The organism is Pseudogracilibacillus sp. SE30717A (genome assembly GCF_037071985.1).
In the GTDB taxonomy this organism is placed as follows: domain Bacteria; phylum Bacillota; class Bacilli; order Bacillales; family Amphibacillaceae; genus Pseudogracilibacillus.
Genome location: NZ_JAXHDF010000010.1, coordinates 108994 through 124524 on the forward strand (window position 1 = coordinate 108994; position 15531 = coordinate 124524).

A 15531-nucleotide genomic window follows, 5' to 3' on the forward strand; every position below is an offset into this window, starting at 1 on the left:
TCCTATAGGCTTGCTTATTTTTTTAAGTTAAGTAAAGTACGTACATCTCCGTGTGGTCTTGGAATGACATGAACCGCAACTACTTCACCAACACGGCTTGCTGATTCTTCGCCGACTTCTGTTGCTGCTTTAACTGCACCAACATCTCCTTGAATAATTACAGACACTAAGCCTGAACCGATTTTTTCACTGCCAACAATCTCTACATTTGCTGCTTTTAGCATTGCATCTGCTGCCTCAATTGCTGCTGTTAACCCTCTAGTTTCAATAATCCCTAATGAATCACTCATTCGTATTATCCTCCTCAGACTTTTTCTTAGCCGTTGTTTTTTTCGTTTTTATTGTATTCTTTGATCGCTTTTTTCCTTTTACTTTTTCCTTAGGAGAGATAATATACCGTAATATCTCTTCATGTGGGTTAGTAATGACAATTGCTTTTTTTAATGGACTTCCTTGTTTACTTTCTCCAACCTGTTCTGCGACACGAACTGCCTCAGAAACATCAGCGATCGATCCACCTATGATCAATGAGACTAACCGTCCGCCTAAATACTTTTCGCTAGATAAAAATTCAATATTAGCAGCCTTACAAACATGATCTAATATTTCCGTGGCAACGGGAAAATATTGAGTTTCAATGACGCCGATAGCCTCATACTTTTTCATTTTCATTCACCTTTTCCTCTAGAGATATGAATGAATCTAATTTATCATCAGGTTTCGGTATTACTTTTGCAGCAATCACCTCTCCATGTTTTGTTGCTTCTTCTCGTCCAATCTCTAGAGCTATTTGAACAGATGCGACATCACCTTTAATAATGATTGCGATTAATCCCGAACCGACTCGATCAATACGAGAGATAGTCACATAGGATGACTTAACCATTGCATCTATACAAGAAGTGGCTGTTACAATCCCTCTTACTTCAATAATTCCTAATGAATGACTCATTTAATTCCACCTTCCCGGCCATCTGTTCATGTTTTTCTATTTACCTTTCCTGTCGTTAACAGTGGTTCTAATTCTTTCAATGCCGATGGAATGTAATGTGTTAAAATATCTTCCTTTGCTATATACTTTTCGGCTGCTTCTTTCGCAACTTCTAAGGCGACTTTTACGTCTGAAATAGTTCCACTGAATTTCACTTGAATAACTACTGGGATAGATGCAAGATCTCCTTTTGAGGGATTGTTACAATCGATACCTTCTATGCGGATGTCCGCTGCTTTCAGAGCTTGATCCATCGCTGCTAATGCAACACTGAACCCTTGTACTTCCAGTAGACCAATCGCTTTATTCATTTCTTTCACCTACCCAATTATGTTCAATCCGCCCGCAATAGCTGTTCGTCGTTGTCTTGTAAACGTTTTGGCAGAAGTTACTCCTTCACCTGTTGGTCCTGCAATAGTCATTGTTGTATGTCCTTCTCCACCATAACCTACACCAGCTAGGGAAGAAGCGTTCGAAATAAATAGAGTTGTTTCAATTGCTCTAGCAAACTTCGTAATTGTATCAATATTTTGTGAATGAATAACTGCTGTATGGCGATTACCATGCTCCGCGGCTACTGCTTTTTTAATCGCTTCGTCTATATCATTTACTCTTACAATTGGTAAAATAGGCATCAGTTGTTCTAATTGGACGAAAGGATGATGGAAATCAACCTCACAAATTAATAGTTTCACATCTTTTTCAACTATATTTAACTTATTAAGAAATGTTGATGCATCTTTACCAATCCAATCTTTTGATACAAGATAATTTCGTTTTTTATAACTACAGCCTGCTACGCTATTATTGATGTTCTCTTCTAACGCAAAATTCATTACATCAGCAAGCTTATTTCGATCTAACATATAAGCTCCTTCATTTAACAGTTCAAAGATGAGGTCATCTGCTACATGATCTAAAACAAATACCTCTTTTTCCGCTATACAGAGAAGATTATTATCAAATGAAGCGCCTTCGATAATCGCTTTTGCCGCTTTTTTTAGATTTGCCGTTTCATCCACAATAACTGGTGGATTCCCTGCACCTGCTCCTATCGCTTTTTTTCCTGATTTAAGTAACGTTCTTACCATTGCAGGTCCGCCCGTCCCTACAAGTAATTTAACCTTTTGACTCTTTGCAATCGTCTCAAGCGTATTTAAAGTTGGATCTTTTACCATCGTTACAAGATTTTGAGGTCCACCACTCTGTTCGATCGCTTGATTAATGAATGTTACTGCCAATGCACTGGACTGTTTGGAAGCGGGATGAGCATTAAAAACAACGGAGTTTCCGGCAGCTATCATACCAATCGCATTGTTAATGATTGTTTCCGTTGGGTTCGTCACAGGAGTTACTGCTCCAATTAGTCCGAAGGGAGACTTTTCCACGAAAGTAAGTCCATCATCACCAGTAAAAGAATCTGTTTGTAAATCCTCTGTTCCAGGGGTTTTGTCTATTGTCAATTCCAACTTAGCTAATTTATGCTCATATTTACCAATCTGTGTTTCTTCCAGTACTAGTCTAGCTAATATTTCTTTTTTATCACGAATTAAACGGCGAATTGATTCAATCATTCGTTCCCTATCTTTGATACCGAAATTTTTGATCAACTCACCTTGAGCATCATATGCTGCATCGATAGCAGCTTCCACATCTGCAAAAACACCGTACTCACCTTCACTTAATAAATGGGAAGATTCGTTGGAACTAGCCAGAGAAGATGTAATTGTCTTTAATTGAATAGGATTATTTACTTTGCTGCTATCCTGTATAAGAGTAGATTCAACGTTATTCATGACTGATTCGACAATAGTTTTAATATCTTTTTCCGTTAAATTCATTTCCGTCTACCCTCCCTTTTTGCTTAAGTTCTCTAACACTTTTTCAGTAACTCTACTGATAATTGCTTCGAGTGCTTGTTGTTTGTCAAGATCCTGGTTTGTTTCTTGCATTCCTGTCGCCTCTTCTTGTTTCGGAAGTTCACATGCAGGAACACCACCTGTTTTTATCCCCATCTTATGTCGGATTTCTACTAAATCGGCAATTTGATTACAATCTAATTCATTTGATTTGTTCATTATATTGGTCGTATACATATGCATCATCGCATAATGTTCCAATGATTCCATTCGGTAATAAGCTTCTATTAAATCGCGTCCCCATGTTAATGCTCCATGATTGGCAAGGAGGACTGCATGATAGTCTTTACAAAATGGTGCAATTGAATCCGGAACCTCTTGTGTACCTGGTGTTGCATAGGGAGCTAATGGAACTTTCCCTAATAAAACGACCGCTTCTGGTGAAATTGGCTTTTCTAAACTAATCCCCGCAATTGCAAATGAAGTGGCAACTGGTGGGTGGGCATGGACAACTGCGTTTGTTTCTTCATTTTCATTATAAACTTTTAAATGCATTTTCACTTCTGAGGAAGGTTTGCTTCTTCCTGCCAAAACCTTACCTGACAGATCCATTTTCACCATCATATCTGGGGTCATGAATCCTTTACTTACTCCAGTAGGGGTCGTCCAAATTGTATTCGGACCTACACGGACTGAAATATTTCCGTCATTTGCGGCAACAAAGTTTTTATTATATATTCGTTTTCCTATATCACAAATTAGTTTTTTCGCTTCAAAATCTGAATAATATTTTTGTTTCAAATACTGTCACCTCTTTTCTCGCAATACACCTATTTTGAAGACCCACATCTTGTTAATTTTCATAAACTATTAACATGACAAGATGTTGCTTAACTACTTTCTTCTGTAAACAATTCTTGTAATTTTGTTTCATAATTTGGGTACACAATCCCTTTTTCCGTTACAATTGCAGTTATTAACGAATGATCCGTCACATCGAAAGCAGGATTATAAGTTTTCACGTCCGTTGGAGCCATTGGTTCTGTATACCATGTGGAAGTGATCTCTTCCGACGGTCGTTCCTCAATTTCTATATCTTTTCCAGTTTTTGATTCTAAATCAATAGTCGATAATGGAGCACAAACGTAAAAAGGTATCCCATAATGTTTAGCTAAGATCGCAACACCAGACGTACCGATTTTATTTGCTGTATCTCCATTCGCTGCCACTCGATCACAGCCAACTAATACGGCTTGGACTTTACCTTGTTGCATCACGATTGATGCCATATTATCGCAAATTAATGTAACATCAATTCCAGCTTCATTTAATTCCCATGCGGTGAGTCGTGCACCTTGCAGAAGTGGCCTCGTCTCATCGGCAAATACTTTAAAATTATAGCCCTGTTCCTGTCCTAAATAAATTGGCGCTAGGGCTGTTCCATATTTTGCAGTAGCAATGGTACCAGCATTACAATGTGTAAGTAACCCCCATCCTGGTTCCAATAAGGTCAATGCATGTTTTCCAATCGATTCACAAATCGCTTCATCTTCTTGTTTAATTAATTCAGCTTCTTCTTTCAATGCCGCTTTTACTTGTTCTGGGTTTTTTAGTTTTTCTTTGAGAAAACGATTTTCCATTCGATCAAGTGCCCAAAATAAATTTACTGCTGTTGGACGTGAAGATGCTAAGTATTCTTTATGCCGCTTAAATGTTTCATATAATTCTTCTGTTGTGGAGGCAACGGATATCTTTGTTGCCAAATATACCCCATAAGCTGCTGCGATTCCAATTGCAGGTGCACCACGTACTTTTAAATGGTAGATTGCATCCCATACTTGTTCCACTGTCATAAGGCGTAAGAAGTTCTTATGATTAGGTAACGCCGTTTGATCGAGGATAACTAATGTATTTTCTTCATCGTCTAACTTCACAGACTCTATTACGTTTACAGGATTAGTCATTGTTTATACCTCCAATGTTTCTTTCTCGAATGCTTCAATCACGTTGACATAACCCTCCCCAGTAGTAAGTGTATCTCTTTCTAAAATAAACTTTTTACCCGATAACAAACAAATTTTTTCAGCATTCGCTCGCTTTTCTGAATCTTCAATAGAAGTGATATCAACAACTTGGGCTAAACCGATAATTCTTCTGCAAAGTTCTAATCCGGCAACAGCTGCTGTATCTTTTAAAATCGACTCTAAATAATATGACTTAAATCCTTCATATGCAGTAACTTGTTCAGTTGCATAACGGTCAAATGCTTGATTAAATTTATCTTTAAAGAGATTAACTACTTCTCGAATCGTCTTCTTTAAGTAGTTTACATACGAATTTCTTTCTGTTTCATCTTCGATTGTAAATCGCGCATGTACATAAGCAAGGATCAAGTTTGCAATTACATTTCCGACATCATATCCAATCGGTCCATAAAAAGCAAACTCCGGATCAATTACTTTTAACGTATCTTCTTTAATAAAAATGGAACCTGTATGCAAATCTCCATGAATTAAACTTTGAGCGTTTGTCATAAATTCAAATTTCAGTTTAGCTGTTTCCAACTGTAACTGCTTATCATTCCAAATATGTTCTTCAATAAAAGACCTTGATGGATCAAACACTTCATTTCTTGGACAGTCATAAAATGGTTCAGTATAAACAAGATCTTCTGATATTTCACAAAGCTCTGGATTAATAAATTTTTTAACAAGTTCTTTTTTCTCTTTATGTTCCATCACGACATCTGAAGTATGGATTAATGTATTGACAATAAAAGTTGTAATCTGATCAGCAAAAAGTGGGAATTCTTTATATTTCATTAATGCAGCTCGCATAATTTCATAATCAGATAGATCCTCCATCGCAAAACAGTTCATAATCGGGTCGTATTCATACGTAATTGGAGCATAATCTGGTGCAAGTTTATAATGAAGTTTTAATATATCACTTTCGATTCGGTTTCTGTCTGGTGAGACCTTAAATTCATCCGAAATTCTAGCAACCGGACCTGCTTGTTTAATAATAATTGACTTATTATATTTCTCATCTACTATACGAAAAATATAATTCAAATTACCGTCTCCAATTTCTTTACACGTAAGCTCTGCATCTTCTGCAAAATAATCTAACTTTGTTCTTGCATATTCCAATGCTTCCTTTTCTGACATCGTAAAATAACTTGTCGTAAAATCCACCTCACAAAACCTCCTAGTCTATTTATTTCATTTTATAATAGGTTAGTGCAAGTGCTAACGCCAGTACAGTTCCTTTGACAATATCCATCGCATAATACGGAACAGACAACATGACTAGCCCATTTGCTAAAATACCAATTAATACGGCTCCTACGAACGTTCCAAACGCATTTGGTTTCCCTGCACCAAGTACCGAAAGTCCAATAAATGCGGCTGCAACTGAATCCATTAAGTAAGAACCCCCGGCATTAATCTCTGCTGTACCTACACGTGAAGCTAATACAATTCCACCAATTCCCGCAAACGTTGCGGATAATAAATATGCAGCGACTTTATATTTATTTACGGGAATTCCAGATAATCTAGCAGCCTCTGCATTTCCACCTATGACATACATATAACGACCGTGCTTCGTATACGTCAATAAAATATGTACGGCAAAAACGACAATGAGCATAATTATAATAATCCATGGTACTTGACCGATTTTATCAAAAATAGGCGAGATCTTTCCTTCCGCATAACTTCCATCTGGCATGATCATGTTTTCTGATAAGGTTGCGCCTTGTGTGTATGTCAGTGCTACCCCTTGGATGATAAACATCATCGCTAATGTCAATAACATATCAGGGATACGTATTTTAACAATTAAAAAAGAATTAAGAAGTCCAACTGCTAATGCTGCTAATAGCGCAACTAAAATAGCGACAGGTGTTGATTGCCCATACCAGATAAACATCGACATAACGACAGCATTTGTAAGAGACGCAGTCGATCCTACTGATAAATCGAATCCATTAACAGATAATGAAATCGTAATTCCAATAGCAATAATGGTTACAATGGAGATAGAGCGTAAAATATTAATAATATTTCCCATTTGAATGAAACTTGGATTTGCAATGGAAAAAATAATGATAAGTAAAACGATTGTAATTATTGTTCCATATTTATATAAAAAATCGAAAAAGTCGAATCTTCGTTTTGACCGATTGGTTGACTCTGTATTCGATGCCGTCATTCTACCTTCCTCCTGTTGAAAAGTATAGAAGTTCTTCTTCATTTGTTTCAGTCGTTTCCAGCTCTTTCGTCACTTCACCATCATAAACTACGTATACCCGATCCGTAATACCCATGATTTCAGAAAGTTCACTGGAAGCGTAAATTATTGCTTTACCGCGTTTTGCGAGCGCAGTGATAAGTTCAAACACATCTTTTTTGGAACCTACATCAATTCCTTTTGTCGGCTCATCAAAAATATACACCTCGGCATCTGCTGTTAACCATTTTCCAATCGCTACTTTTTGCTGATTTCCGCCTGATAAGTTTTGGACTTTTGTATCAACAGAAGGTGTTTTAATCCCTAGACTTGAAACCATTTCTTTTGAAACGTCTCTTTCTTTTTTAAAATCTAGAAAACTAAATGGTTTTAAAAAGTTTTTTAAGTAAGAGGCTGTTAAATTAGTAGAAACGGATTCTAATACTAACACACCTTCTTTTCGACGTTCTTCAGGAACTAAGGCCATTCCATTTATAACAGCTTTACGTGGATTATTTGCTTTCGCATTTTTTCCTTTGATTAATAGTTGCCCTTCGATCTTTTTCGATGCGCCGAATAGCGCTTTACATATTTCTGTTTTTCCTGCCCCAACAAGTCCTGCAACCCCAACAACTTCCCCTGCACGAACCTGTAAATTAATATCTTTAATTTTTTCAAAATCAGTAAGATTTCTCACTTCTAAAACTGTCTCTCCGATTTCCTTTTCAATTGTAGGAAATTGGTCCTCCATCCTTTTACCAATCATATGTTCTACAACTCGATTTACATTTGTTTCTTTAATTTTTTCTTCAATAATAAAGCGGCCATTTCTCATAATGGTAATGTCATCACAGATGGCAAACAACTCGGGCAAACGATGTGAAATAAAGATTATTCCTACATTATTTTTCTTTAGCTGATCCACTACTTCAAATAACTTCTCGGTCTCTGAATGACTTAAAGGGGCTGTCGGTTCGTCTAAAATTAAAAACGTGCAGTTAGAAGAAATAGCGCGAGCAATTAATACCATTTGTTTCTCCGCTAATGTCAATTCACTTACAAGTTGTCTGGAAGAAACGTTCATATGGAGGTTTTTTAAAATCTCCGTTGCTCGTTTATGAAGTTGCTGATAGTTAACAAATTGCTTTTTTCCCATATTGCTAACTAAATCATTGAGCATAATATTTTCTCCGACAGATAAATAGGAAATCAAAGCAGTATCCACTTCCTGATAAACAATTTGAATACCTAAATCTTGAGCATCTTTTGGTTTACGAATATCAATTTTTTTACCGTCTAATTCAATTTCACCTGTATAATGATTGTACGCTCCGGATAGCACTTTCATTAAAGAGGATTTTCCTGCTCCATTCGCACCAATTAATGCATGAGTTCTTCCCGTTTTGGCAACAAAATGAACATCGTCTAATGCCTTCACGCCAGGAAATTCAATCGATATATTTTTCATTTTAAGAACTATTTCTTTCAATCTCTCCACCCACTTTTTATATAAAGCACTAAAACGTCACCCAAAAAGAGTGCCGCTTTAGTGTTCGGTGATAGTGAATTCCGATCATTTCATTTTATTTTGCATGATATTCTTTTAACGTAATCATCCAATCTTCTTCAAATTCGGATGACGTCCCCCAGCCTTCAATAACATTTGCAAGGTTTTCCATATTCACTTCTTCATCTGCCGCTAGTAAATCTTCTTGAGAAATTAAAGATGCTTCCAAATCAAATGTTTGAGGCGTTTCTTCCCCTGCAAGTTTTTTCGCAAGAATACGTAAATCTATTGCTCCAATTAACTTCGGATCTACAGCTGCTGTATATTTCCAAGAGCTGCCTTCTTCGCTCATTAATTGAAGGTCTGCATTTGAAACATCAATTCCATAAATAGCAATTTCGTCTCGACCCGCTTCTTCAATGGCACGTACTGCACCTGTTGCAAATGCATCCCATGTTGCAAAAATCGCATCAATTGAACCCTTAGGGTGTTTATTCAGCATTGCCGCCACGGCATCTTGTGTATCGACCGATGTATTTTCGGAAGCAACTCCAAAACGCTCAATTTCTTCAATGCCTGGATTTTCTTCTAATGTTTGTGTATAGATTTCATTTCTTCTTTCCATTGGTGGGAATCCATCCACCCATAAATAAGCAATTTTAGCTTCGCCGTCTTGTTCTTCAACTAATTTATCTAATGCTAATGTTGCTAATGCATGGTCATCCTGTGCTGTTAGTGTTACTCCTTCAACATCAAGTAAGTCCGTGTTTGAGTCAAACGCTACTACATCAATGCCTTTTTCTCTCGCTTCTTTTACTTGATCAACTACTGCTGCATCATCACCATGAGAAATAATTAATCCATCATAGTTTTGCTGAATCGCTTGAGCGATAGCATCATTGAATTTAGCTGAATCTCCGTTTGCTGTAAATGTATCTACTTGGAAGCCTAACGCTTCTCCTTCTTGTTTTGCACCAGCAAAGAATTGTGCTGTATGGTCGTCTCCGCCAATTTTACGGATAACCATAATTTTAGTTTTCTCTCCATCTGCAAATCTTTCTGGCACTCCTTCTAATGACACATCTTCATTTACCCCTTTATCTGATGAATCATCACTTGATGCTTTATCATCAGATGATCCGCATCCGGCTAAAAACAGCGCGAGTGCAAACGTTAGTAGAAATGCTGTTAAAATACTTCTCTTTTTCATCTTCTTTCCCCCTGATTTTTCTAATTTTTTTATGAAAACTATTTGCATAGTGTTCTACTAAATTCTTTTGTCTTTCAATTGCTGAATAACTGCTTCAGTAAGTTTGTTCACAATATCTTCCGTATTGTTTTGCAAGATGTCATTCGTTACTATATCCTTATTTCCATTGTCACGTTGACCTGTTGCTTTTTCTAACGCTTGATCCAAATCTTCATAAATATCATCAATATTTTCTAAACCTACTGATAATCTAACTAAATCTTTTGATACACCAGTAGCCGCAAGTTCTTCATCTGACAATTGTAAATGAGTGGTTGATGCAGGATGGATAATTAAACTTTTTGCATCCCCCACATTTGCTAAATGTGACCATAGCGAGACATGATCTATTAATCTGCTACCAGCTTCTCTGCCGCCTTTTATCCCGAACACTACGATAGATCCAAATCCGTTGGTTAATAGTTTTTTAGCATGTTCATATGATGGATGAGATGGTAATCCAGGATAAGAAACCCATGCGACTGCAGGATGTTTCTCTAATCGTCTTGCTAGCTCTAACGCATTTTCATTATGTCTATCAACCCGTAAATTTAACGTTTCTACCCCTTGAAGCAATTGAAACGCATTATAAGGACTTAAACATGAACCAAAGTCTCTGAGTAATTGAACACGTAGTTTTGTCGCAAAGGCAATGTCGCCAAAATCTTTTGCATAACTTATACCGTTATAGCTGCGATCAGGTTCAATAAAGCCCGGAAACTTTTTCGAGTTCCAATCAAAATTACCGCCGTCTACCACAATGCCACCAATTGACGTCCCATGACCACCTATCCATTTTGTAGCCGAATGAACAACTATGTCTGCTCCGTGTTCTATAGGCTTACAAACATACGGCGTTGCAAATGTGTTATCAATAATAAGTGGAATACCTGCCTCACGTGCTATTTTTGCAACACCTTGGATATCTAACACATGTAGACTCGGGTTTCCAATTGTTTCAGCAAAAATTGCTTTCGTTTTATACGTGATCGCCTTTTTAAAGTTTTGTGGATTCGACGGATCGACAAACCGTACATTAATTCCGTATTTAGGTAATGTTATAGAGAATAAATTATATGTACCTCCATATATATTGGTTGCAGCGACAATTTCATCTCCAGCCGAGGCGATATTAAGGACGGATAACGCAATTGCAGCCATCCCTGAAGACGTCGCTACTGCTGCAACACCTTCCTCCAATAAAGCCATTCTTTTTTCAAAAACATCAACGGTCGGGTTCATCATGCGACTATATATATTTCCGGTTTCATTTAAAGAGAATAACTTCTCAGCATGGGCGGAATCTTCAAAAACGTATGATGTTGTTTGATAGATAGGTACCGCTCGTGATCCTGTTGTCGGATCAACTTCTTGTCCTCCGTGCAATAATAATGTTTCTATTTTTTGCCCCTTACTCATCAGCTTTCCTCCTACAAAAATACTGCCTATTTAAAGCGCGCAATTTTCTGATAACTCACTCGATTTATAGAATATACATCTACTATGCTACTTTTTTATGTATAATACATCTGACCTGACTAGGAATTAACCTTGCATACAGATTAATTTTCCTAACTAATCGCAATTTATCAAAACTTGTTTATTTCCTACCTAATAAGAAAATTTAGTTAATAGTAATTACCTGTTATATATAAAGAGGTTGAGATATAAGTTATATAGAGTTATTAAAACACGAATGCTTATTATAGTCGCTACAGAAATATACTCCGCTTTTATCACTGGCATAAGAGCGACATCTTCTGGCAAGAGTCTACGAATATTTCTTTCGTTAATTTGGAGTAGTATTCATGTTTTATATCTACTATTTTGTTTTATCCCAGCCTCATTAAATATAAAAATCTCTCTGCAAAATACAGAGAGATTGGATGGTCAATATCAATTTTTCCAACTCTCTTATCTACAAAAAGCAATCGCTTCTCAGGAATTGGCACCTGAATGAGATTAACTCATTTGGTTGCCGAGGATTCTTAGGGCCTGTCCCTCCACCTCTCTGGATAAGAGTAAACTAATAAATTTTAGTAGGTAATTTTTATTGTGTATGCACCATGTCTTTATAGCAACATGATAGATAAGAGTATATGATTAAAAATTATATTTGTCAAATTATTTTATATTTTCGTTTTATCAATTATAATCTTTATTTCTCAATTGTAATTAATAGGTGATATTACTTTAATTTCCATTCCGGACCTACATGCAGCATGCATGATACCTATTGATTTCTCATACTTCTTTTAGAATCTTTTTAAAAAAATCACAGATGAATTAGATCTTTCACTGAGTGTTAATTCGTTTATCAAACGATAAATACAAAATACAAAACAAATAATAAGCTTAATACATACATAATTGGATGAACTTCTTTGTACCGCTTTTGTGCTACTAAGGTTATCGGATAAAGAATAAAACCAAATGCTATACCAGTTGCCACACTTGAAGACATCGGCATCATAATGATTGTAATAAAGGAAGGAATAACAATTTCTAACTTACTCCAATTTATTCTACTTATTTGCATTGCCATTAATGCGCCAACTACAATTAGAGCAGGAGCTGTCACTTCTGTTGTAATTACAGTTAAAATGGGGGAAAAAAACAATGCGATCGTAAAACAAAATGCGATAACGACAGATGTAAACCCTGTTTTTCCACCAAGTGCAATGCCTGCTGATGACTCCACACTGGTAGCTGGAGTGGATGTTCCTAATATGGAACCAATAACACCTGCAGAGGAATCTGCAAGTAATGCTCTACCTGCATTTGGAATTTTATTATTTTTCATTATTCCAGCTTGACTTGTTAGTGCAATTAACGCACCCGCTGTATCAAAAAAGGCTACAAATAAAAAGGTAAATATTACTGCCAACAACTCAGGTGTAAATACCTCATGTAAATTCGTAAAGACAACTCCGAAAGTTGGTGCTAGACTTGGAATTTTTCCAATAATTGATGTAGGTGTACTGATAAGCCCAAACATCATCCCGACAATAGCTGTAACAACCATCCCGTAAAAAATCCCGCCATTTATTCCATACACCAACATAAAAATAGTAATAACAAGACCGAATAAAGCTAATGCTGTCATGGGAGAAGTCACATTTCCAATTGTGACAAAAGTATCCTCATTGGAAATGATGATTCCGGCGTTTTTCAGTCCGATAAAAGCAATAAAAAAGCCAATCCCGCCTGCAATCGCATGTTTTAAATCCTCAGGAATGGCATTAATAATTTTCTCCCTTATTTTCATTAAACTTAACATCATAAATAAGACGCTTGCAATAAACACTCCTGTTAATGCTACTTGCCACTCAATGCCCATCCCAAGACATACCGAAAAAGCAAAAAAAGAATTCAATCCCATACTTGGTGCAATGGCAATCGGAAAATTGGCAAGCAGACCAATAAGGAGTGAACCAAGAATAGAAGTCAGGGCAGTTGCTGTAAATACAGCTCCCTTATCCATCCCTGCTTCACTCAAGATTAACGGATTAACGACTAAAATATAAGAGATGGAAAGAAAAGTAGTAATACCTGCAAAAATTTCTTTCTTATATGTTGTATTTCTTTCTGTAAAGTTAAAAAAGTTTTTCATCAAGGCTGTCTCCTGCTATTATGCGTATTTATAGTTAAATAATTTATCTTACAAAAGATGTTTTATACAATAGAAAAATAATAACAATTAAACATATACAGGTCAAGAAAGCTATGTTCTACATTAAAATGAACTAGATTCTATTTTTCATAATAGAAATTTATGGTAAAATAAATATGATAAACAGGAATTTAGCTGGTAAAATTGATTTAACATTAGATATTCATCAAACTTCATGTTAGGAAGTGACAAAATGGCGGAAAAATTATCCAACAATTTTTACGTTGCTCGTTCACCTGTTTTTGAATTACTCGTTCTACTCGTTCAAATTTCTGAATTTAAAACCGTAGAAAAGGAAACTTATCAAAAACAGGAGACTAAAAGACTTTACGACTGGTTTAAAGAGTTACAGCAAGATCTTTCAACTGACTTACTTGAAGAAATTAATATGTTTTTTCACCCCGATAGTTTTTTTGGATTATCCTTAATAGAAATGATTTACCTTCATAATCAACATCATGATATTGAAAAATGTTTAGCTTTTTTAAAAACAGTCGATGCAAAACAAATCGTATCATCCTTCTTTAACACAGGACATAATTTATTTAACAATGAATCAATTTTCTCAAACTCCGCAAAAGTTCATAAATATATTCAAAACACAACATTACCAAACAATGAGAAATCAAAATTATTTTATCTCTATTTTGATGCAGAAAATACGCAAGAAAAACTTATTTCAGTTCTTCAACAAGGTTATGATCTAATATATAGATCCAATAGTAAACAGCTTGAAACATCCCATGTGGAAGCAATAGAAAAAATAAAATCATTAAGTGTACAACAATTAAATCAGATCATTCGATTTGATGAAAATACACCGTTTGAAAAACTTCCAAACACGATTATCATTATTCCTTCTTATTATCATCATAGTAAAACTGTTTTTTCATATGACACTGATTGCGATCTTGTTATAAGTATCACAGGGATTAATTTAATTGAAGAGTTAATGAACGAAAAGGACACCGAAGAAAAAATTATTGAATTTGCACGTGCTTTGTCTGATAGTAAAAGGATAAATATTATTCAAGAATTGAACAAACAACCCCGTTATGGTTACGAACTCGCACAACGTCTTAACTTATCAAGTCCAACTATATCCCATCATATGTCTATCTTGTTTCGTCTTGGTCTTGTTACAACTACTAAATTTGAAAATAAAATTTATTATGAAGTAAATAAAGATAAATTGAAACAATCTATTGCCGAAATGATTGACCTATTAACATAAAGAAAATAAATCGATCGATTTTTTCGGCTTATTTTACGTCACCTTATTTGATAAGTATCAAACATAACATTATATGAATATCAAATTAAAAGGAGGAAATATAATGAATATCAATTTACAAGTTTATTATTACGAAATAAAACAACGACAAAAACATCTAAATACAGTTTGTTCATTAGACGCTGGATTTGATGAAAAATCTTTATTAAAAAAGATATTCTCAGGAAAAAATATATTTTATTTTAAGAAAAGATTTAAACGAACCTGACAAATACCTTTATGGTTTAAAATCTCATTACTAAATAATAGCATCTAAGACTATGGATGAGACAAATTGCTTATTCTATATGCATCTCATTCTTATCATCATTTAAAGTCCTGCAAATATTATTTTCAACTATTAACTGACATTTACTAAAATCCACACTGCTTCTTACATGCTCTTTAGGAAAAATGAATGTCCACGGCATACTTGTGTGTGCAGGCACTTGACATGGAATACTAAATTTTTCAGTTGCAATTTTTTCGCCGCCAACCAAACAATGAACAAGCCGATTTTCAAAATCTATTGCCTGACCACTCCAATTATGAATAAGTATTGTGGTCAGCAACGATTGACGATGATTATAGGCATGCCATAAGTATGTGATAAAATCGTTAGCTACATTTGCTTCTTTGAGACGATAAAATTTTTCAAGAATCACTTTGCGATCCGGATCACTTATTGTACGTTCCCAAGCTGGTTCAAAGTATATATTTTGAGTCATGACGTACCTCCATTT

The 15531-nt window shown here is 35.5% G+C and carries 15 protein-coding genes, 1 pseudogene and 1 riboswitch; of the genes and pseudogenes, 2 read left to right on the top strand and 14 right to left on the bottom strand.

Features of this window, described 5'->3' with window-relative positions; translation table 11 throughout:
• Nucleotides 1-14: 14 nt before the first annotated feature.
• The 13 genes and pseudogenes from SPD48_RS16100 to SPD48_RS16160 form a co-directional block, all read right to left on the bottom strand.
• The gene (locus SPD48_RS16100; RefSeq protein WP_336259136.1) at nt 15-290 is read right to left on the bottom strand and encodes a BMC domain-containing protein; all 276 of its coding nucleotides are present in this window, start codon (nt 288-290) and stop codon (nt 15-17) included.
• Nucleotides 283-666, bottom strand: a complete 384-nt coding sequence (locus SPD48_RS16105; protein WP_336259137.1) for a BMC domain-containing protein — start codon at nt 664-666, stop codon at nt 283-285. Before SPD48_RS16105 ends, SPD48_RS16100 begins: the two co-directional genes overlap by 8 nt.
• Nucleotides 653-952, bottom strand: a complete 300-nt coding sequence (locus SPD48_RS16110) for a BMC domain-containing protein (protein WP_336259138.1) — start codon at nt 950-952, stop codon at nt 653-655. Before SPD48_RS16110 ends, SPD48_RS16105 begins: the two co-directional genes overlap by 14 nt.
• Before the next feature lie 26 nt (nt 953-978).
• Nucleotides 979-1302: a BMC domain-containing protein gene (locus SPD48_RS16115; protein ID WP_336259139.1), complete on the bottom strand. Its 324-nt coding sequence runs from the start codon at nt 1300-1302 to the stop codon at nt 979-981.
• A gap of 9 nt (nt 1303-1311) precedes the next feature.
• Nucleotides 1312-2832: an aldehyde dehydrogenase family protein gene (locus SPD48_RS16120; RefSeq protein WP_336259140.1), complete on the bottom strand. Its 1521-nt coding sequence runs from the start codon at nt 2830-2832 to the stop codon at nt 1312-1314.
• Nucleotides 2833-2838: 6 nt separating this feature from the next.
• Nucleotides 2839-3651 (bottom strand): class II aldolase/adducin family protein, encoded by an 813-nt coding sequence (locus SPD48_RS16125; RefSeq protein ID WP_336259141.1) that lies wholly within the window; start codon nt 3649-3651, stop codon nt 2839-2841.
• A gap of 89 nt (nt 3652-3740) precedes the next feature.
• A complete protein-coding gene (gene mtnA, locus SPD48_RS16130; protein WP_336259142.1) occupies nt 3741-4814 on the bottom strand; it encodes an S-methyl-5-thioribose-1-phosphate isomerase in 1074 nt (357 codons plus the stop codon).
• Nucleotides 4815-4817: 3 nt separating this feature from the next.
• Nucleotides 4818-6020: an S-methyl-5-thioribose kinase gene (gene mtnK, locus SPD48_RS16135; RefSeq protein WP_442962169.1), complete on the bottom strand. Its 1203-nt coding sequence runs from the start codon at nt 6018-6020 to the stop codon at nt 4818-4820.
• A 49-nt stretch (nt 6021-6069) separates the two neighbouring features.
• On the bottom strand, nt 6070-7068 hold the full coding sequence (locus SPD48_RS16140; RefSeq protein WP_336259144.1) for an ABC transporter permease: 999 nt from the start codon (nt 7066-7068) through the stop codon (nt 6070-6072).
• Nucleotide 7069: 1 nt separating this feature from the next.
• Nucleotides 7070-8575 (bottom strand): sugar ABC transporter ATP-binding protein, encoded by a 1506-nt coding sequence (locus SPD48_RS16145; RefSeq protein WP_336259145.1) that lies wholly within the window; start codon nt 8573-8575, stop codon nt 7070-7072.
• A 94-nt stretch (nt 8576-8669) separates the two neighbouring features.
• Nucleotides 8670-9803, bottom strand: coding sequence for a sugar ABC transporter substrate-binding protein (locus SPD48_RS16150; protein ID WP_336259146.1), 1134 nt, complete (start codon nt 9801-9803; stop codon nt 8670-8672).
• Nucleotides 9804-9941: 138 nt separating this feature from the next.
• Nucleotides 9942-11261: pseudogene (locus SPD48_RS16155) on the bottom strand (O-acetylhomoserine aminocarboxypropyltransferase/cysteine synthase family protein); the annotation flags it as partial.
• A 492-nt stretch (nt 11262-11753) separates the two neighbouring features.
• A riboswitch (SAM riboswitch) is annotated at nt 11754-11864 on the bottom strand.
• A gap of 295 nt (nt 11865-12159) precedes the next feature.
• Nucleotides 12160-13455: an NCS2 family permease gene (locus tag SPD48_RS16160; protein WP_336259147.1), complete on the bottom strand. Its 1296-nt coding sequence runs from the start codon at nt 13453-13455 to the stop codon at nt 12160-12162.
• 253 nt (nt 13456-13708) lie between these two features.
• Here SPD48_RS16160 and SPD48_RS16165 point away from each other — a divergent pair, with 253 nt between their 5' ends.
• Both SPD48_RS16165 and SPD48_RS16170 read left to right on the top strand, forming a co-directional pair.
• The gene (locus SPD48_RS16165) at nt 13709-14749 is read left to right on the top strand and encodes an ArsR/SmtB family transcription factor (protein WP_336259148.1); all 1041 of its coding nucleotides are present in this window, start codon (nt 13709-13711) and stop codon (nt 14747-14749) included.
• Nucleotides 14750-14852: 103 nt separating this feature from the next.
• Nucleotides 14853-15017 (top strand): hypothetical protein, encoded by a 165-nt coding sequence (locus tag SPD48_RS16170; protein ID WP_336259149.1) that lies wholly within the window; start codon nt 14853-14855, stop codon nt 15015-15017.
• Nucleotides 15018-15087: 70 nt separating this feature from the next.
• Here SPD48_RS16170 and SPD48_RS16175 read toward each other — a convergent pair whose 3' ends face one another.
• A complete protein-coding gene (locus SPD48_RS16175) occupies nt 15088-15516 on the bottom strand; it encodes an SLAP domain-containing protein (protein WP_336259150.1) in 429 nt (142 codons plus the stop codon).
• Nucleotides 15517-15531: the final 15 nt, after the last annotated feature.

Excerpts from the sequence above, each read along its gene's own strand:
- SPD48_RS16105 (WP_336259137.1), bottom strand. The coding sequence starts at position 666 with ATGAAAAAGTATGAGGCTATCGGCGTCATTGAAACTCAATATTTTCCC.
- SPD48_RS16120 (WP_336259140.1), bottom strand. The coding sequence starts at position 2,832 with ATGAATTTAACGGAAAAAGATATTAAAACTATTGTCGAATCAGTCATG.
- SPD48_RS16175 (WP_336259150.1), bottom strand. The coding sequence starts at position 15,516 with ATGACTCAAAATATATACTTTGAACCAGCTTGGGAACGTACAATAAGT.
- SPD48_RS16110 (WP_336259138.1), bottom strand. The coding sequence starts at position 952 with ATGAGTCATTCATTAGGAATTATTGAAGTAAGAGGGATTGTAACAGCC.
- mtnK (WP_442962169.1), bottom strand. The coding sequence starts at position 6,020 with ATGTCAGAAAAGGAAGCATTGGAATATGCAAGAACAAAGTTAGATTAT.
- SPD48_RS16150 (WP_336259146.1), bottom strand. The coding sequence starts at position 9,803 with ATGAAAAAGAGAAGTATTTTAACAGCATTTCTACTAACGTTTGCACTC.
- SPD48_RS16115 (WP_336259139.1), bottom strand. The coding sequence starts at position 1,302 with ATGAATAAAGCGATTGGTCTACTGGAAGTACAAGGGTTCAGTGTTGCA.
- SPD48_RS16170 (WP_336259149.1), top strand. The coding sequence starts at position 14,853 with ATGAATATCAATTTACAAGTTTATTATTACGAAATAAAACAACGACAA.
- SPD48_RS16140 (WP_336259144.1), bottom strand. The coding sequence starts at position 7,068 with ATGACGGCATCGAATACAGAGTCAACCAATCGGTCAAAACGAAGATTC.
- mtnA (WP_336259142.1), bottom strand. The coding sequence starts at position 4,814 with ATGACTAATCCTGTAAACGTAATAGAGTCTGTGAAGTTAGACGATGAA.
- SPD48_RS16160 (WP_336259147.1), bottom strand. The coding sequence starts at position 13,455 with ATGAAAAACTTTTTTAACTTTACAGAAAGAAATACAACATATAAGAAA.
- SPD48_RS16165 (WP_336259148.1), top strand. The coding sequence starts at position 13,709 with ATGGCGGAAAAATTATCCAACAATTTTTACGTTGCTCGTTCACCTGTT.
- SPD48_RS16100 (WP_336259136.1), bottom strand. The coding sequence starts at position 290 with ATGAGTGATTCATTAGGGATTATTGAAACTAGAGGGTTAACAGCAGCA.